This window comes from Isoptericola sp. NPDC019571, assembly GCF_044389385.1.
Lineage (GTDB): Bacteria > Actinomycetota > Actinomycetes > Actinomycetales > Cellulomonadaceae > Isoptericola > Isoptericola nanjingensis.
Map to the genome: position 1 here is coordinate 170,249 of NZ_JBIRXZ010000009.1, position 16,769 is coordinate 187,017.

Here is a 16,769-nt window from a genome sequence, read left to right on the forward strand (position 1 = left end):
AATTCGTCAACCCTGATTGACGATCCGACGGGCGGGGTGGTCTGCTCCAAAGTGGAACACTGATGTTCCAACATGGTCAAGCAGTGAACCATTCCCGGGTGTAGCGTTCGCCCCATGACGGAGGTGCACGACGCCGAGACCGGCGCCCGCGCGCGGACCCGGCGCGCGATCGTCGAGGCCGCGGTCGGCCGGCTCGCGCGCGACCCCGCGGCCTCGCTCGGGCAGATCGCGGACGCCGCCGGGGTCGGTCGCACCACCCTCCACCGGTACTTTCCCGACCGCGCCACGCTGCTCGAGGCGGTCGGCGCCGAGACCGTGGCGCGGCTGACCGAGGCGCACGCGCGGGCCCGGCTCGACGAGGGCGACGCGCGCTCCGCGCTGCGGCGGCTGTGCCCCGAGTACCTGCTGCTGGGCGACCTGCTCACGCTGCTGTTCACCGGCGTCGTCCCGGACGCCGTCCTCGACGGGGAGGGCGCCGCTCCGCTCGCGGCGCTCGTGGCACGCGGGCACCGCGAGGGCAGCATCGATCCCGAGCTCGACCTCGAGTGGGTGGTGGGCGTCGTCTGGGCGCAGCTCTACCTCGCGTGGGCCACGCTGCGCGAGGGGCAGGCCGCGCGGCACGACATCGTCCCGATGCTGGTGCGCACCGTGGACAAGGCCGTCGCTCCCTGACCTCGTCGGGCGGGGCCGACGTCAGGCGGTCAGCCGGACCCGGTCGTGCGGGGCCACGCCGTGCGAGCGGCCCGGGTACCGCAGCCCGGAGAAGTACATGGTCGTGTGCGCCACGATGTGCTCGGCCGGGACCACGACGCCCTCCCACTCGGCATCCGTCGTCGTGTGGGCGTCGCTGACGAGCGTGACGTCGAGACCGCGGGCCGCGGCGGCCTGCGTCGTGGTGCGGATGCAGTAGTCGGACTGCGCCCCGGCGACGACGAGGCGCGTCGCGCCGAGGTCGTGCAGCACGTCCTCCAGCTCCGTGCCCGCGAACGAGTCGCGGTACGCCTTGCGCACCAGGGGCTCGCCCGAGGCCCGCTCGAGCGGCGCCGCGAGCTCCCAGCCGGGGGAGCCCTCGGGCAGGTCGCCGTGGTCCTGGACCCAGACGACAGGCGTCCCCGCGCGGCGGGCCCGGTCCACGAGCGCGGCGGTGCGGCGCACGACGCCGTCGGCGTCGAGGCAGCCGTCGAGCACCCCGACCTGAAGGTCGATCACCAGCAGCACGGACCGCTCGGCCCCGGGCGCCCGAGGCGTCGGGTGCGTGACCACCACCGGCGTCAGGCGGTCGCCGCGGCGGCGGCGCGGGCGCCGGCGGGCAGGGCGTCGAGGATGCGGTTCACCGCGTCGTCGTCGTGCGCGGCGGAGACGAACCACGCCTCGAAGACGGACGGCGGCAGGTTGACGCCGGCGTCGAGCAGCGCGTGGAACAGCGCACGGTAGCGGTACGCCTCCTGCGCCTGGGCCTGCGCGTAGTCGCGCACGCCCTCGGCAGCGGCGAGCGGGCCGAAGAACGTCGAGAACAGCGACCCGGCGCGCTGCACGCGGTGCTCCACGCCCTCGGCGGACAGGACGTCGCCGAGCGCGGTGGCGATGGCGTCCGCGACGGCGTCGACCCGCGCGTAGACGGCGTCGTCGGCGAGGCGCAGCGTCGTGAGGCCGGCGGCGACCGCCACCGGGTTCCCGGACAGCGTGCCCGCCTGGTAGACCGGGCCGGTCGGGGCGAGCTGGTCCATGACCGACGCCGGGCCGCCCAGGCCCGCCACGGGCATGCCGCCGCCCACGACCTTGCCGAAGGTGATCAGGTCGGGGGTGTACCCCTCGCCGCCCTCGCCCCGGATGCGCGCGTTCTCCAGCCCCCACCAGCCGGACGGGCCGACGCGGAAGCCGGTGAGCACCTCGTCCATGACGAACAGGGCGCCGTGCGCGCGCGTGATCCGGCGCAGGCCCTCGTTGAACCCCTCGGCCGGGGGCACCACGCCCATGTTGGCGGGGCTCGCCTCGGTGATGACGGCGGCGATCCGCGAGCCGTGCTGCGCGAACGCGGCCTCGACGGCGGCGAGGTCGTTGTAGGGGAGCACCAGCGTCTCGGCCGCCGACGCCTCCGTGACCCCGGCCGTGCCCGGCATGGCGAGCGTCGCGACGCCCGACCCGGCCTCCGCCAGCAGCGCGTCGACGTGCCCGTGGTAGCAGCCGGCGAACTTCACGACGAGAGGCCGGCCGGTGACGCCGCGCGCCAGCCGGACCGCCGTCATCGTCGCCTCGGTGCCCGTGGACACCAGGCGCACCCGCTCGGCGACGGGCACCCGGCGGCGGATCTCCTCCGCGAGCTCCACCTCGGCCACCGTGGGCGCGCCGAACGACAGGCCGCGCGCGGCGGCGTCCTGCACGGCCGCGACGACCTCGGGGTGCGCGTGGCCCAGCAGGGCCGGGCCCCACGAGCAGACGAGGTCCACGTACTCGCGCCCCGCGACGTCGGTGACGTACGGGCCGCGCGCGCTGGCGAGGAACCGCGGGTCGCCGCCCACCGAGCCGTACGCCCGGACCGGGGAGTTCACGCCCCCGGGGATCGCGGCCTGCGCGCGCAGGAACGCGGCGTGGTTGTCGGTCGTCATGGTCACTTGATCCACTCCGCGATCTCGTTGGCCCAGTAGGTGAGGACGACGTCGGCACCGGCGCGCTTGATGGCGGTCACGGACTCGAGCACGGCGCCCTCGCGGTCGATCCAGCCGTTCGCGGCTGCCGCCTCGATCATCGCGTACTCGCCGCTGACCTGGTACGCCGCCACGGGGACGTCGGACCGGTCGGCGACGCCGCGCAGCACGTCGAGCGACGTGCCCGCCGGCTTCACCATGACCATGTCCGCGCCCTCGGCGAGGTCGAGGTCCGCCTCGCGCAGGCCCTCGCGGGCGTTGGCGGCGTCCATCTGGTACGTGCGGCGGTCGCCCTGCAGGGCGCTGTCGACGGCCTCGCGGAACGGGCCGTAGAAGGCGCTCGCGTACTTGGCGCTGTAGGCGAGGATGCTCACCTGGTCGAACCCGGCGTCGTCGAGCGCGTCGCGGATGACGGCCACCTGGCCGTCCATCATCCCGGACGGCGCCACGACCTCCGCGCCCGCCCGCGCCTGGGCCACGGCCATCGCCGCGTACCGGTCGAGGGTCGCGTCGTTGTCCACGGTGCCGTCGGCGGCGAGCACGCCGCAGTGGCCGTGGTCGGTGAACTCGTCCAGGCAGGTGTCGGCCATGACGACGGGGCCCGGGCGTCCGGTCTCGGACTCGACCTCCGCGACGGCCTCGCGCGCGACGCGGATGCCGCGCTGCAGCACGCCGTCCGGGTCGTCGCCGGCGGTGCCGGTCGCGTCGCGCTCGGCGGGGATGCCGAACAGCATGACGCCGCCCAGTCCCGCGCGGGCAGCGTCGGCGACGGCGTCGCGCAGCGTGGCCTCGGTGTGCTGCACCTGGCCGGGCATCGAGGTGATCGGTGCCGGCTCGGCCAGGCCCTCCTTGACGAACAGCGGCAGCACGAGGTCCGCCGCGTGCAGGCGGGTCTCGGCGGCCAGGCGACGCATGCGGGGGGTGGTGCGCAGGCGGCGCGGTCGGTACACGATGCCGGTGCCCGAGGTGCTCACGGGTGCTCCTTCGCTGAGGTGTCAGGCGCACGGTTCGCTCCCGTGGGCCGTGGTGCTGACGGTGCCGGGTCTGATGCTGCGGGGTCGGTCAGCGCCTGCGCGACGGCGGCGGCGAGCGCGTCGTCGGTGGGGTGCGACGCGACCGCGGCGACGCGCAGCCCGGCCTCGCGGGCGGCGTCGGCCGAGGGGGTGCCGATGGCGACGACGGGCGTGCCGGTGCCCGCCTGGTCGGCGATCTCGCGCGCCACCGAGCCGGACGAGACGACGACGACGTCGAAGCCGCCGGCGCGGGCGCGCTCCGCGACGTCCGCGGGCAGCGCGTGGCGCACCGTCCGGTAGGCCGTCACGACGTGCGGCGCCCAGCCGCGGTCGGCCAGCCCGTCGTCGAGGGTCGGCCGGGCGAGGTCGCCGAGCGGCAGCAGCACGGCCGGCGTCTCCGGATCGGTGACGGCAGGGTCGGGGAACGCCGCGACCAGGCCGGCGGCCGTGGCGTCGTCGTCGGGGACGAGGTCGGTCGTGACGCCGGCCGCGGCGAGGGCACGGGTCGTCGCGGGCCCGACGGCGGCCCACCGCGCGGGGGTCTCCGCGAGGCTCGTGCCGGTCCGGGCGGCGGCGTCGGCGAGCGCGTCGACGGCGTTGACGCTGGTCACGACCGCCCACACGTAGGCGCCCCGGGCCAGGCCGCGGACGGCGTCGTCGAGGGGGGCGAGGTCGTCCGCCGGGGCGCGCTCGATCACCGGCGCGACGACGACCTCCAGCCCGCCGTCCCGCAGCCGGGCCGCGAGGCCTGCCGCACGCTCGGGGGCCCGCGCCACCAGCACGGCGCGGGCCGGGGTCGCGGGGGTGTCGGGTGTCACGCGCCCTCCGGGTCGTCGGTGCCGGTGGGCGTGTGCAGGGGCTCGACGTCGGAGCGCGGGGTGACGGCGTCCGCCTCGCCCCGGCGCGGCTCAACCGTGCCGCCCACCAGCGGCGCGAGCCGCGCCGCGCCGTCGGCGAGCAGAGCCTCGGCCACGCGGACCCCCAGGGCCGTCGCGGCGTCGTCCTGCGCGGCCGGGTCGAGGGGGGCGTCGTCCGCGGCGAGGACCGCCGACGCGCTGTGCGTGAGCTGCTCGGTCCCGTCCACGCGCGCGACGACGGCGGTGAGCTGCAGCTCGCCCGCCTCGACGCGGGCGTGCGCGCCGACCGGAGCCGCGCACCCGGCCTCGAGGCGCGCCAGCACCGCGCGCTCGGCCAGCACGGCGAGCCGCGTGGGGCGGTGGTCGAGGGCGGCGAACGCGTCGGCCAGGGGCGTGCCGGGCGCGAGGTCGGCGGTGCGGGCCTCGACCGCGAGGGCGCCCTGCCCGGGCGCGGGGGCCACGACGGCCGGGTCGAGCGCCTGCGTGACCACCTCGGTGCGGCCCAGCCGGGTCAGGCCGGCGAGCGCGAGCACGACGGCGTCCAGGTCGGCGTCCGGGCCGAGCGCGCGGGCGAGGCGGGTCTCGACGTTGCCGCGGATGTCCACCAGCTCGACGTCGGGGCGCGCCGCCTGTACCAGCGCCGCCCGGCGCGGGGAGCCGGTCCCGACGCGCGCGCCGCGGGGCAGGGTGTCGAGGGTGAGGCCGTCGCGGGCGCACAGCGCGTCGCGCGGGTCCTCCCGCTCGGGGGTGGCGATCGTGAGCTCGGCGGGCTGCGCCGTCGGCAGGTCCTTGAGCGAGTGCACGGCGACGTCGCAGCGCCCGCCCGCCAGCGCCTCCCGCAGTGCGGTGACGAACACGCCCGTGCCGCCCAGCGACGCGAGCGAGCCCGTCTTCACGTCGCCCTCGGTGCGGATGCGCACCAGCTCGACCGGCCGGCCCAGCAGCTCCTCCAGCCGGCGCGCGACCAGGCCGGACTGCGTCGTCGCGAGGGCGCTGCCGCGGGTGCCGAGGCGCAGCGGGGCGGGGGCGGTCTCGGGGGTGCTCACCCGTCCAGTGTCGCGCAGCGGTACCGCCTGTGGACAACTCCCGGCGGGCTGGAGGCCGATCTCACACCGTTCTCCCCGACGTCGTGACGCAGGGTCATGACGATGCGTCACTACCGCCCGGAGAGCTGTCAGAGGGCGGCGACGGCGGCCTGCGCGTGCGCGACGATCGCGGCCAGGCCGGTGCCGGCCACCCAGCCTCCCGTCACGGCCAGCCCGGGCGTGTGCCCGACGGCGGCGGTGAACGCCCCGACCTGCGCGCGGTAGGCGGGGGTCGGCGGGGGCAGGGCGCCGTCCCAGCGCTGCAGCAGGTGGTCGCGGACCCGGTCGGTGAGGTCGACGCCGAGGAGGGCGGACGCGTCGCGGGCGGCCTCCTCGGCGGACGGGGGCTCGGTCGCGGCGCCGATCCGCCCGTACGACAGCCGCACCACGTGCACCCCCGGGCCGGCGACGGCGCGCAGGCGGTCGGCCAGCCACGGCCACTTCGCCGTCGCGTGCGTCAGCGCCTTGGCGCGCACCCCGTCCGCCCCGTCGCCGTCGGGAGCGACGAGGAGCCCGGAGCCGCGGGGGGCGTCGTCGAGCTCGGGCGCGTCGAGCAGGAGCGTCGCGAGCCAGATGTCGGCGCCGGCCTCCGCTGCCGGCACGGGCACGGACCCCGGCTCGACCTCGCCCGGAGCCGTCACCCACGGGGACAGCAGCGGCGCGACCTGCGGCGTCGTCACGACCAGCCGCGGCGCGCGCACGGTGTCGCCGACGGTCGTGGTGACCTGCCAGTCGGCGCCGAGCCGCTCGACGCCGTCGACCTGCTGCCCCACGCGCACGGCGGCATGGATCGGGCCGGTCGCGTCGGTGCGCGGGGAGTCGGCGAACTCCTCGGCGCTCGCGGCGATCTCGCCCGTGAGCGCCTCGACGACGGCGTGGATGCCGCCGTCGATGCCCCTGACGGCGGACCCGGCCGGCGCGGCGGCCCGCAGCTCGGCCACGGCGCGCGACAGCGATGCCGTGCGGGCGAACGCGTCGAGCAGCCCGGGCGCGACGGCGGCGACGTCGAGGCGGTCGAGCGGGGCGGAGTGCACCCCCGTCGCGACGGGCGCGACGAGCCGGTCGGCCACGCGCCGGCCGAGCCGGGAGCGCACCAGCGTCCCGAGGTCGGTGGTGTCGGCGACGAACCGCGGCAGCACGCGGTCGAGGGCCGCTCGTGCGACGCCGGGCCAGCCGATCGCGCGGCGGACGTCGGGCGCCCACGGCACGGAGGGGATGCCGAGCACTCCCGCCTTCGGCAGCGGGAAGGCGCGGCCCGCCGCGTACCCCCAGGCGGACAGCGGGGCCGGGCTCACGACGTCCAGCCCGAGCTCCTCGGCCAGGTCCGTGACGGCGGTGCCGCGCGCCGCGAACGACTCGGCGCCGAGGTCGAGCCGCACGGGGAGCGAGCCGAACGCACCGCCGCGCACGGGCCCGCCCACGCGGTCGGACGCCTCGAGCAGCACCACCTGCAGGCCGCGGTGCACCAGTGTGCGGGCCGCGACGAGCCCGCCGATCCCGCCGCCGACCACCACCGCGTCCACGTGCTCGGGCGGCCGGGCGGGCCGGCCCGAGGGCACGTCGACGGGGGCGCCGAGCGGCGGGAGCGGCGTCACAGCGAGTGGACCAGCTCGACGACGCGCGTGAGCACGGTCGGGTCGGTGTCCGGCGGGACGCCGTGGCCCAGGTTGACCACGTGGCCGGGGGCCCCGGCGCCGCGCGCGACGACGTCGCGCACGTGCGCCTCGAGCACCGGCCACGGGGCGCCCAGCAGCGCGGGGTCGATGTTGCCCTGCACGGGCACGGCGCCGCGGGGGTGGTCGGCGAGCAGCCCGGCGGCCTCGTCCAGCGGGGTGCGGTAGTCGACGCCGACGACGGGGTACCCGATCCCGGCGGTGTCGAGCACGTCGCGCAGCGCGGGCAGCAGGTGCCCGGTGCCGGTGCCGAAGTGGATCGCCGGGAGGCCGTCGCCCTCGTCGGCGCCCGGCGTGCGCAGGTCGGCGACGTGCGCCAGCGCGGCGGTCGACGACGGCGCCACGTGCGCGGTGTAGTCGGCCAGCGAGAGGGAGCCCGCCCACGAGTCGAAGAGCTGCACCGCCGAGGCGCCGGCGAGCACCTGCGTGCGCAGGAAGCGGCCGGTGAGCTCGGCCGTCCAGGCGGTGAGTCGGGCCCACGTCTCGGGGTCGGCGTGCATGAGGGTGCGCGCGGCGAGGTGGTCGCGCGAGGGCCGGCCCTCGACCAGGTAGGCGGCGAGGGTGAAGGGGGCGCCGCCGAAGCCGAGCAGCGGCACGTCGCCCAGCTCGGCCACCGTCAGCCGCACGGCCTCCGCGATCGGCGCGAGGGCGCCGTCGTCGAGCGTCCGCGAGGTGAGCCGCGCGACGTCCTCGGCCGTGCGGTACGGCTGGTCCATGACGGGCCCGACGCCGGGCTTGATGTCCACGTCCACGCCCGCGAGCCGCAGCGGTACGACGATGTCGCTGAAGAAGACGGCGGCGTCGACCCGGTGGCGGCGCACGGGCTGGAGGGTGATTTCCGCGGCGAGCGGTGGCCGGAGGCAGGAGTCGAGCATCCCTACTCCCTGACGGACCTCGCGGTACTCGGGCAGGGAGCGGCCCGCCTGCCGCATGAACCACACGGGGGTCACGTCCGGACGGTCGCCCCGCAGGGCACGCACCAGCGGGGCACGCGTCGTCCGGCCGTCGACCAGCGGGTGGTCGGCGGGGAGCGGGTGGGTCTCGCTGCTCGGCTCGGGAGCGATCGTGGGGGATGTCACGGTTCATGATTCTGCCCCGCCTCGTCGGCCCTCTTAAAGTGGAGCCACTGTGGTACTCCTCTCCCTCACCGCCTCGCACCGCGAGCTGGACCTGGACGCGCTCGAGCGGCTGTCCACCGGGTCCGGCTCCGTCGGGCGCGTCGCCGTGGGGTCGTGCGGGCCCGTGCAGGGCGCCGTCGTGATCTCCACGTGCAACCGTTTCGAGCTCTACCTCGACGTGGACGCCCCGTTGCACGGCGACGCCGTCCGGCACACGACGAAGCACGTCGCGGCGCTGGTCGCGGCCGGCTCCGGGGTCTCGGAAGAGGTCGCGGCCGACTCGTTCACGGTCCGCACCGGGCCGGAGGTCACCTCGCACCTGTTCACGGTGGCCGCGGGCCTGGACTCGATGGTCGTGGGGGAGCGCGAGATCGCCGGGCAGGTGAAGCGCGCCCTCGCCGAGGCCCGCGACGACGGCACGACGTCCAAGACCCTCGAGCTGCTGTTCCAGACGGCGTCGCGCACGTCCAAGCGCGTCGGCACGCGGACGGAGCTAGGCGCCGCCGGGCGGTCCGTCGTGTCGCTCGGGCTGGACCTCGCCGGCCAGGACCTGCGGCGCGGACGCGCGGCCGAGCTCGACGCGTCGTGGCGGGGCCTGCGCGTGGTGCTCATCGGCACGGGCTCGTACGCGGGGGCGTCGGTGGCGGCCCTGCGTGCCCGCGGCTGCGACGACGTGCGGGTGTACTCGCGCTCCGGCCGCGCCGAGATCTTCGCGCAGGGCCACGACGTCGAGGCGGCGCCGGACCTCGTCGAGGCGCTCGCCGACGCCGACCTCGTGGTGTCGTGCTCGGGCGCCCGCGGCCGCCGGGCCGGCGGCGTCACGGACGGGCGGGCCGAGGCCTCCCTGGAGTACGTGCTCGACGCGGCCGCCGTGGTGCGCTCGCGCGAGCGGGCCGCGGTCGCCGCGGGCGACGAGCCGGAGCCGCGCCCCCTGGTCGTGCTCGACCTGGCGCTGCACCGCGACGTCGACCCGCGCGTCGCGGACGTCGAGGGCGTGCTGCTGTACGACCTGGGAACGCTCAAGGCGCACGCCCCGGCCACCGCCGCGGACGTCGTCGACCGTGCCCGGCGGATCGTGGACGACGCGGCCGCGGGCTTCGAGGAGACCCGCCTGGGCCGCGCCGCGGACGCCGCCGTCGTGGCGCTGTTCGACGCGGCCGAGGTCGAGGTCCGCCGGGAGGTCGACGCGGCGGTCGACCGCCTCACCACGGAGCTGGCGGCGCGCGGCGGGACCACCCCCGACGAGGCCGACGTCGACGCCATCGCGCGTGACGTCCGCAAGCGGGTGCACGCCGCCCTGCACGGCGAGATCGTGGCCGCGCGGGCGGAGGCGCTGGCCCGGGCGCGGGCCGAGGAGGCCGCCGTCGTGGCGGGCGCCGAGGAGCTCGTCGAGGACGCCGAGCGCGCCGACCGGCGCTGATCGTCCCGCCTGTCGCGAACCTCCCGCAGAGCCCGGTTCGCCGGTTGGGGGCCTAGATCACCCCGTTTCAGCGCGCGCGTCCGGCATGTCGGCACTAGCGTGCCGAAAGCGGGCACCTGGCCGCCCCTGTCGGCCGTCGACGGTGTGGGAACCGCCTTCGAAAGGACGCGCTGAACATGGACACCTTCTGGGACTTCTTCTGGTACCTCGTCTGGATCTTCCTCTTCGTGGCTTACCTGATCGTCCTCTTCCAGATCCTCACCGACCTCTTCCGTGACCGGGACCTGTCGGGCTGGTGGAAGGCGGTGTGGGTCATCTTCCTGATCTTCGTCCCGATGATCACCGCGCTGATCTACCTCATCGCCCGCGGGCGGGGGATGTCGGAGCGCCAGCTCGCGGCGGTGAAGGAGGCCAAGGCCGGCACCGACGCGTACATCCGGGAGGTCGCGGGCAGCCCGGCCGACCACATCGCCCAGGCGAAGAAGCTGCTCGACGAGGGCACCATCACGCCGGAGGAGTACGCGCAGCTCAAGGCGAAGGCGCTCGCCTGACCACTCCCGGCTGACCGGCTCACGACGCCCGGCCCCGCCCCGCGGGACCGGGCGTCGTCGTGCGCGGGGCGGGTACGGCGTCCGACGCCGCCGCTACGCTCGGCTGCCATGAGCAGTGCAGCCCGGGCCTCCGCGCCCCGCCTCGGCGTGATCGACATCGGCTCCAACACGGTGCACCTGCTCGTGCTGGACGCGCGGTACGGCGTGCGGCCGGTGCCGCACGCGGAGCGCAAGATCACGGTGCGCCTCATGCGGTACCTCGACGCCGACGGCGCGGTCACGGACGAGGGGCGGCGCACGATCCTGGCCGCCGTCGACGACGTCATGGGGCTCGCCCGCGAGTCCGCGGTCGACGAGCTGCTGCCGATGGCGACCTCCGCGCTGCGGGACGCCGCGAACGGCACCGCGGTGCTCGCGGAGATCGCCGGCCGCGTGGGGCGCGAGGTGGTCGTGCTGTCGGGCGAGGACGAGGCCCGGCTCACGTTCCTCGCCGCCCGCCGCTGGCACGGGTGGGCCGCCGGCCGGCTCCTGGTGCTCGACATCGGCGGCGGCTCGCTGGAGATCGCGACCGGCGTCGACGAGGAGCCGGACCTCGCCGCGTCCGTGCCGCTCGGCGCCGGCCGGACCACGAGGGAGCACCTGCCCGACGACCCGCCCCCGCCCGACCAGGTCCAGGCGCTGCGCGTGCACGCCCGCGCGCTGCTGACGCCCGTCGTCGACAGGCTGGCCACCGTGCCGGCACCCGACCACGTGGTCGCGACGTCGAAGACGTTCCGCTCGCTCGCGCGGCTGGCCGGCATGCAGGTGGAGGCCGTCGGCCCGGACGACCGCTGGCGGTTGCGCCTGCCCCAGCTCGCGGACTGGGTGCCGCGGCTGGCCCGCCTCACCGCCGAGGGCCGCACCGCGCTGCCCGGCGTGACGCCGGAGCGCACCTATCAGATCGTCGGCGGTGCGGTCGTGGCGGAGGAGACCATGCGCGCGCTCGGCGTCGACGAGGTCGAGATCTGCCCGTGGGCGCTGCGCGAGGGCGCCGTGCTGCAGTGGCTCGACCACCTGTGAGGCCCGATCCTCGGGGCAGCCGGCACTGATCCGGCCGGCTCAGCGGGGCGGGGCCTGCACCCAGGCCGCGCCGGACGCGGACACGCGGACGCCGTCGGGGCGTTCGACGACGACGAGCAGGACGGCGGCGCAGGTCGCGCAGCGCACGACGCCGCCCATGGCGGACAGGTGCACGGTCGTGCGGGCGAGGACGTCGGTGTGCCCGCAGCTCGCGCAGCGCACGACGGCGCTCGTGGTCTCGAAGGCGTAGACCTCGCTCAGTGCGCCGGCCAGGGCCGACCCGTCGAGGACGGGCCCGCCCGGGGCGGACGGCTCGGGGGACGACATCAGGCACCTCCGAATCGCTCGGTGCGGACCCGGTCGGGCGGGTGCCCGAGGCCGGTCAGCAGGCCGGCCGCCGCCTCCACGAAACCGGTGGGGCCGCAGACGAAGACCTCGGTGCCGTCGTCCGGGCCGAACCCGGGGGCGACGAGGTCGTCGGTCGTGATCCGGCGGGGCGGAGTCGGCCACCCCGGCGGGGCCTCGCGCGTGAAGACCCAGCGCACGTCGAACCCGCGGTCGGGGGTGTCGACCTCTCCGCGCTCGATCACGTCGGCGGGCGTGCGTACGGAGCACACGAGGCGGAACGGCGCGCGGCGGCCGGTGCTGCGGCGGGCGCGCAGCATCGCGAGGAACGGCACGACGCCGGAGCCGCCGGCGACGAGCAGCACCGGGGCGGTGTCGGCGTCGTGCCAGACGAAGTACCCGCCGAGCGGACCGCGCACCTCGAGCTGGTCGCCCGGCCGGGCGTCGCGGACCAGGTAGGGCGACACCTCGCCGTCGGGGACCTCGTCCACGACGAGGTCGACGCGCTCGTCGTGCCCCGTCTCGGCGAGCGAGTAGGCGCGGGTGGCCTGGTAGCCGTCGGGGGCGGTGAGCCGCACGTCGACGTGCTGGCCGGGCAGCGCCCCGACGAACCCGGGCACCGCCAGGGTCAGGGCGCGGGCGGTGCGCGTCAGGGGCCGCGCCCCGACGACCGTCGCGACGTGCCAGCTCACGCGTACCGCTGCTCGAGCCAGGGGTCGCCGTAGGCGTGGTACCCGTTCTGCTCCCAGAACCCCAGGTCGTCGTCGTCCATGAGGTCCAGGCCGCGCAGCCACTTGGCGCTCTTCCAGAAGTACAGGTGCGGCACCAGCAGCCGGGCAGGCCCGCCGTGCACGGGCTCCAGCGGCTCGCCCTCGAACTCGTACGCCACCCACGCCTGCCCGTCGAGCAGGTCCTGCAGCGGCAGGTTCGTGGTGTAGCCGCCGTAGGAGCGCGCCATGACGAACTCGGCGCTCGTCTCGACGTCGGCCAGCAGCGTGTCCAGGGAGACGCCGCGCCACGTCGTGCCGAGCTTGGTCCAGTGCGTCACGCAGTGGATGTCGGTGACGACGTCCTCGGCCGGCAGCGCCAGGAGCTGCTCCCACGTCCACGAGACGCCCTCGCCCGTCTCCGTGCGGACGGTGAGCTCCCAGCGGGACACGTCCACGTCCGGGGTCGGCCCCGCCGACAGCACGGGGAAGTCGTCCGTGACGAACTGCCCCGGCGGCACCTCGTGCTCCGGTTCGGGGCGCCGGCCCCCGAACCCTCGTGTCACGACCGCCATCGCCGACCCCTCTCACGCCGCCGCCCGGACGGTGCGTGCCGGGTCAGGTCCGATGACACCAGAGGCCCGGCCCCTTCGCACGTCCCGGGCCGAGGATCACCCCGGCAGCGGCGTCGACCAGGCGGCGTGGTCCGTGCCCCAGGGGTGGGCGGGCGTCGGGTGGTCGTCGTGGCCGGGCAGCGCGGGGCGGGCGGTCGTGACGCGCGGGCGACGGCCGTGGCTCACGACCACTTCCGGTCCGGGCGCCGCGGCCGGCGGGTGCGCGGGGTCGCGGCCACCGGCGTCGAGCAGCCAGGCGGCGGTGCGCGCGAGCGACGCCGCGACGTCGCGCCCGCGGCCGTCGTCGCGGCGGGCGGCGAGCGTGTCCACGACGCCGGCGGCGAGCAGGTAGCCCGTCGCGTGGTCGAGCGCCTGCGCGGGCAGCGCGCCGGGGGTCTCGCCGTCCGGCGACTCGAGCAGCGCGACGCCCGACGCGGCCTGCACGATCGAGTCGAAGCCGCGACGGTGCGCCCACGGCCCGGCGTCGCCCCACGCGGACACGTGCGCGACGACGGCGCCCGGCGGCGGACGCAGCCCGAACCGTGCCAGGGCCCCGGGACGGTAGCCGGTGACCAGCACGTCGGCGTCGTCGAGCAGGGCCTGCGCGCGCTCGCGGTCGCCGTCGTCGCGCAGGTCGAGCAGGGTCGTGCGCTTGCCCTGCCCGACGTCGAGGTGCTGGTGCCGGATCTCGGCGGGCAAGGGCGGGTCGACGCGCAGCACGTCGGCGCCGAGGGCGGCCAGCGCCCGGGTGGCGACGGGGCCGGCGATGACGCGGGTGAGGTCGAGCACGCGCACCCCCGCGAGGGGTGCGGCCCCGCCCGCCAGGACGGCCGGCCGGGCGACGACGTCGTCGCGCACCCCGGCCCGCACCAGCGCCCCCCGCGAGGCGGCCCGGCCGGGCGCGGACGCGCGCCACCCCGCCTCGGGGCGCACGCGGACGGCGATCGCGCCCGCGGCGGCGGCGTCGTCCTCCACGGCGCCGGCCGAGGTGTCCGCGAGCCGGGCGGCGAGGTCGTCCCGGTCGGCGCCGTCGCGAAGGCCGAGCAGGCGCAGCAGCCGGACCCGGTGGTGCGGGTAGTTGGCGTGCGTGCGCACCCAGCCGTCGCGGGTGCGGAAGAAGCCGGACAGCGGCGCGAACCCCGGGACCGGCCGCCCGTCGAGCCGCAGCAGCCGGTCGGAGCCGAACGACGCCGCGAGCCGCGCCGGCGACGGCCCGCGCTCCACCAGGGGGCCGGTCGCGCCCGCGCGGCGGGCGGCCGAGGCGAAGGCCGCGACCGACCCTGCCGCCAGGTCCAGCGCCGGCAGCGTGCCGGCGAGCCAGTGGTCCCGCGCGCCGTCGAGCGGCGGGACGTCGTCGTCGGTCCGGGCACCGTCGTCGAGCCCGGACCGGTAGTCCGCCACGAGGCGGCGCCACGGCTCCATCCCGTCACCGTACCCACGCCCTCCGGGGACGACCCGACCTGGCGAGGTAGTACCGGACCCGCCGAGGTAGTACGAGATCGCGCGAGGTGGTGGCGGGCCCCGCGAGGTGGTGCGGCGCGCCACGAGGTACTACCTCGGCAACCTCCGTACTACCTCGGCGAGCCCCGTACTACCTCGGCGGGACCGGTACGACCTGGGCGGGAGGGGGGTGTGCCGGGCCGATAGGATCGCGGGCATGGCCAAGAGCTCTGCGACCGCCCCTGTCCTGCGTCCGTTCGAGGGTCTTCCCGGGGAGGCGGACTGGGTCGCGCTGCGCGAGGTGGTGCCGTCCGCCACGGCGACGGCGCGCACGACGGCCGACCACGGCGGGCGCGACGTCACCGTCACGACCGTCCTGCCCGGCGGCTGGTGCGCGCTGCACCGTGAGGACGGCACGGTCCTGCTCGCGCTGCAGGGCCTGGGCGCCTCCGACGACCTCAGCCGCGACCTGGCCGCCGCGCTCCTCGCGGCGCTCGCGGCGGAGCCCGGCTCGGGCATCCTGCCCGAGGAGCTGCCGGCCCCGGCGGACGACAACCCGCGCCTGCAGGACGTGCTCGACCTCGACGTCCCGTTCGAGGTGACCGTGCACGACGGCTACGACTACTGGATCGACGCCGGCACGCAGATGACGGACGAGATCCGCGAGTCCCTCGACGAGGCCGCGGAGTCGTCCATCCCCACCGTGAAGCTGGCGTCGGTCCCCGCGGCGTACTGGTGCCGGATGTCGCGCGAGTTCCTGCGCTGGGCGCGCACGGAGGACGAGGACGCCGTGGTCGACGCGATCGCGCGGCTGCACGCGCGCCGCGAGTCCGGCCTCGCGGGCGGCAAGTTCCTCGGGATGTTCCGCGCCTGCGGGCTCGTCGTGCCGGTCTGGGAGCTGCCGCGCGGCACCGAGGCGGCGGAGCTGGAGGAGCCGGTGGCGGAGCTCGCGGCCCGGCTCGACGAGGCGCTCGCGGTGACCGAGCCGCTGGACGCGAACGAGCGACGCGCCCGGGCCGGTATCGTCTCCCGACAGGTGACGCTGCGCTGACGCGGCGCCGCCCGGTGGCCTCGGCCGCCGGCGGTACCCCGCGACGTCGCGGGCTCCGCACGATCTTCACGGACCGTCCCGCTCAACACCGTTTCTTGACCAGAGATCGGGCGTTCCGGGGGAGTACAGTTTCTCAGGAAAAGTTTGCTCTTCTGATTCCCGGTGATTCCCCCAAGGGGACACCGCACAGCACGCCGGCGGAGCGCCGGCCGACACGGGCGAGAGAACCCAACAGGCAGGGAGTCGTGAACACGGACCACGGAGCGACCCGCACGGGCGCTGAGGTGTCCACCAGCCAGGACGAGGCCGGCGAGCGGAACTCCGTCGCCGGCGGCGACGGCAGCGTCGTGACGACCCGCGTGGGCGCGCTGCCGGTCGCCAAGACCCCGCGGCCACCGGTCGCGCAGGGGAGGCGCAACCCGCAGCGCGTCGCGGTGATCATCCCCGCGAAGGACGAGGCGGCGCGCATCGCGGCGACCGTGCGCTCGGCCCGCGCGATCCCGCACGTCGACCTCGTGCTGGTGGTCGACGACGGCTCGACCGACGACACGCAGCACGTCGCGCGCGACGCGGGCGCCGTCGTCGTGCGCCACTCGCACAACCGCGGCAAGGCCTCCGCGATGGAGACCGGCGCGGCGGTCGTCGCGATGCGCGACGCCGACGGCCGGGCCCCGCGGCTCCTGCTGTTCGTCGACGGGGACCTCGGCGACACCGCCGTCAACACGGCGCCCCTCGTCGCCCCGGTGCGCGAGGGCGTGGCCGACCTCGCCATCGCGCTGCTGCCGAAGCAGACCGGGGCCGGCGGTCGCGGCATCGTCGTCGGCACGGCGCGCCGCGCCATCCAGCACCTCACCGGGTGGAGCCCGAGCCAGCCGCTGTCCGGGATGCGCTGCCTCACCCGCGAGGCGTTCGAGGCGGCGACGCCGCTGGCGCACGGCTGGGGCGTGGAGACGGGCATGACGATCGACCTGCTCCGCCAGGGCTACGTCGCCGTCGAGGTGCCGTGCGACCTCAGGCACCGCGCGTCGTCGAACGACCTCAAGGGCCAGCTGCACCGGGCCGGGCAGTACCGGGACGTCGTGCTCGCGGTCAACGCGCGCCGCGTGCGCGGGGCGGTGGACGCGGTGCGCGGCATCGGGCGTTCGCACGAGAGCGCGCAGTCCTGACCCGGGCGACCTGACCGGGCCGCCG

At 76.7% G+C, this 16,769-nt stretch carries 17 protein-coding genes; 6 read left to right on the forward strand and 11 right to left on the reverse strand.

Features of this window, described 5'->3' with window-relative positions; translation table 11 throughout:
- Positions 1–114 precede the first annotated feature (114 nt).
- A complete protein-coding gene (locus ACH443_RS16375) occupies positions 115–672 on the forward strand; it encodes a TetR/AcrR family transcriptional regulator (RefSeq protein WP_429763166.1) in 558 nt (185 codons plus the stop codon).
- A 21-nt stretch (positions 673–693) separates the two neighbouring features.
- On the opposite strand, the gene ACH443_RS16380 is transcribed toward ACH443_RS16375, so the two are convergent.
- The 7 genes from ACH443_RS16380 to hemE form a co-directional block, all read right to left on the reverse strand.
- Positions 694–1,266: a cysteine hydrolase family protein gene (locus ACH443_RS16380; protein WP_430590901.1), complete on the reverse strand. Its 573-nt coding sequence runs from the start codon at positions 1,264–1,266 to the stop codon at positions 694–696.
- Between the two features lie 5 nt (positions 1,267–1,271).
- The gene (gene hemL / locus ACH443_RS16385) at positions 1,272–2,606 is read right to left on the reverse strand and encodes a glutamate-1-semialdehyde 2,1-aminomutase (protein WP_430590902.1); all 1,335 of its coding nucleotides are present in this window, start codon (positions 2,604–2,606) and stop codon (positions 1,272–1,274) included.
- 2 nt (positions 2,607–2,608) lie between these two features.
- Positions 2,609–3,559, reverse strand: coding sequence for a porphobilinogen synthase (gene hemB, locus ACH443_RS16390; RefSeq protein ID WP_429763223.1), 951 nt, complete (start codon positions 3,557–3,559; stop codon positions 2,609–2,611).
- Between the two features lie 56 nt (positions 3,560–3,615).
- Positions 3,616–4,476, reverse strand: a complete 861-nt coding sequence (locus ACH443_RS16395) for a uroporphyrinogen-III synthase (protein ID WP_430590903.1) — start codon at positions 4,474–4,476, stop codon at positions 3,616–3,618.
- The gene (gene hemC / locus ACH443_RS16400; RefSeq protein WP_429763170.1) at positions 4,473–5,561 is read right to left on the reverse strand and encodes a hydroxymethylbilane synthase; all 1,089 of its coding nucleotides are present in this window, start codon (positions 5,559–5,561) and stop codon (positions 4,473–4,475) included. Before hemC ends, ACH443_RS16395 begins: the two co-directional genes overlap by 4 nt.
- A 128-nt stretch (positions 5,562–5,689) precedes the next feature.
- Positions 5,690–7,195: a protoporphyrinogen/coproporphyrinogen oxidase gene (locus ACH443_RS16405; protein WP_430590904.1), complete on the reverse strand. Its 1,506-nt coding sequence runs from the start codon at positions 7,193–7,195 to the stop codon at positions 5,690–5,692.
- Positions 7,192–8,352: a uroporphyrinogen decarboxylase gene (gene hemE / locus ACH443_RS16410; RefSeq protein WP_430590905.1), complete on the reverse strand. Its 1,161-nt coding sequence runs from the start codon at positions 8,350–8,352 to the stop codon at positions 7,192–7,194. The genes ACH443_RS16405 and hemE overlap by 4 nt, the downstream gene beginning before the upstream one ends.
- Before the next feature lie 49 nt (positions 8,353–8,401).
- Here hemE and ACH443_RS16415 point away from each other — a divergent pair, with 49 nt between their 5' ends.
- From ACH443_RS16415 to ACH443_RS16425, 3 genes are all read left to right on the forward strand, one after another.
- The gene (locus ACH443_RS16415) at positions 8,402–9,811 is read left to right on the forward strand and encodes a glutamyl-tRNA reductase (RefSeq protein ID WP_430557689.1); all 1,410 of its coding nucleotides are present in this window, start codon (positions 8,402–8,404) and stop codon (positions 9,809–9,811) included.
- Positions 9,812–9,987: 176 nt separating this feature from the next.
- Positions 9,988–10,362: an SHOCT domain-containing protein gene (locus ACH443_RS16420; protein WP_429763174.1), complete on the forward strand. Its 375-nt coding sequence runs from the start codon at positions 9,988–9,990 to the stop codon at positions 10,360–10,362.
- 108 nt (positions 10,363–10,470) lie between these two features.
- Positions 10,471–11,421, forward strand: coding sequence for a Ppx/GppA phosphatase family protein (locus ACH443_RS16425; protein ID WP_430590906.1), 951 nt, complete (start codon positions 10,471–10,473; stop codon positions 11,419–11,421).
- A 39-nt stretch (positions 11,422–11,460) separates the two neighbouring features.
- On the opposite strand, the gene ACH443_RS16430 is transcribed toward ACH443_RS16425, so the two are convergent.
- The 4 genes from ACH443_RS16430 to ACH443_RS16445 all read right to left on the reverse strand — a co-directional run bounded on the left by ACH443_RS16430 (position 11,461) and on the right by ACH443_RS16445 (position 14,509).
- Positions 11,461–11,748, reverse strand: a complete 288-nt coding sequence (locus tag ACH443_RS16430; RefSeq protein ID WP_430557688.1) for a DUF6510 family protein — start codon at positions 11,746–11,748, stop codon at positions 11,461–11,463.
- A complete protein-coding gene (locus ACH443_RS16435) occupies positions 11,748–12,458 on the reverse strand; it encodes a ferredoxin reductase (RefSeq protein WP_429763177.1) in 711 nt (236 codons plus the stop codon). The genes ACH443_RS16430 and ACH443_RS16435 overlap by 1 nt, the downstream gene beginning before the upstream one ends.
- Entirely contained in the window at positions 12,455–13,048 is a 594-nt protein-coding gene (locus tag ACH443_RS16440; RefSeq protein ID WP_429763178.1) for a molybdopterin-dependent oxidoreductase, read from the reverse strand. The genes ACH443_RS16435 and ACH443_RS16440 overlap by 4 nt, the downstream gene beginning before the upstream one ends.
- Before the next feature lie 96 nt (positions 13,049–13,144).
- A complete protein-coding gene (locus ACH443_RS16445) occupies positions 13,145–14,509 on the reverse strand; it encodes a CoA transferase (RefSeq protein ID WP_430590907.1) in 1,365 nt (454 codons plus the stop codon).
- A 235-nt stretch (positions 14,510–14,744) separates the two neighbouring features.
- On the opposite strand from ACH443_RS16445, the gene ACH443_RS16450 reads away from it, so the two are divergent.
- Together ACH443_RS16450 and ACH443_RS16455 are read left to right on the forward strand one after the other, a co-directional pair.
- Entirely contained in the window at positions 14,745–15,578 is an 834-nt protein-coding gene (locus ACH443_RS16450; RefSeq protein ID WP_430590908.1) for a DUF5926 family protein, read from the forward strand.
- 368 nt (positions 15,579–15,946) lie between these two features.
- Entirely contained in the window at positions 15,947–16,744 is a 798-nt protein-coding gene (locus ACH443_RS16455) for a glycosyltransferase family 2 protein (protein ID WP_430557695.1), read from the forward strand.
- Positions 16,745–16,769: the final 25 nt, after the last annotated feature.

Bases quoted from the DNA above. Each gene is read 5' to 3' on its own strand.
- ACH443_RS16375 (WP_429763166.1), top strand. From the start codon at position 115: ATGACGGAGGTGCACGACGCCGAGACCGGCGCCCGCGCGCGGACCCGG.
- hemL (WP_430590902.1), bottom strand. From the start codon at position 2,606: ATGACGACCGACAACCACGCCGCGTTCCTGCGCGCGCAGGCCGCGATC.
- hemB (WP_429763223.1), bottom strand. From the start codon at position 3,559: ATGCGTCGCCTGGCCGCCGAGACCCGCCTGCACGCGGCGGACCTCGTG.
- ACH443_RS16420 (WP_429763174.1), top strand. From the start codon at position 9,988: ATGGACACCTTCTGGGACTTCTTCTGGTACCTCGTCTGGATCTTCCTC.
- ACH443_RS16425 (WP_430590906.1), top strand. From the start codon at position 10,471: ATGAGCAGTGCAGCCCGGGCCTCCGCGCCCCGCCTCGGCGTGATCGAC.
- ACH443_RS16430 (WP_430557688.1), bottom strand. From the start codon at position 11,748: ATGTCGTCCCCCGAGCCGTCCGCCCCGGGCGGGCCCGTCCTCGACGGG.
- ACH443_RS16440 (WP_429763178.1), bottom strand. From the start codon at position 13,048: ATGGCGGTCGTGACACGAGGGTTCGGGGGCCGGCGCCCCGAACCGGAG.
- ACH443_RS16445 (WP_430590907.1), bottom strand. From the start codon at position 14,509: ATGGAGCCGTGGCGCCGCCTCGTGGCGGACTACCGGTCCGGGCTCGAC.
- ACH443_RS16450 (WP_430590908.1), top strand. From the start codon at position 14,745: ATGGCCAAGAGCTCTGCGACCGCCCCTGTCCTGCGTCCGTTCGAGGGT.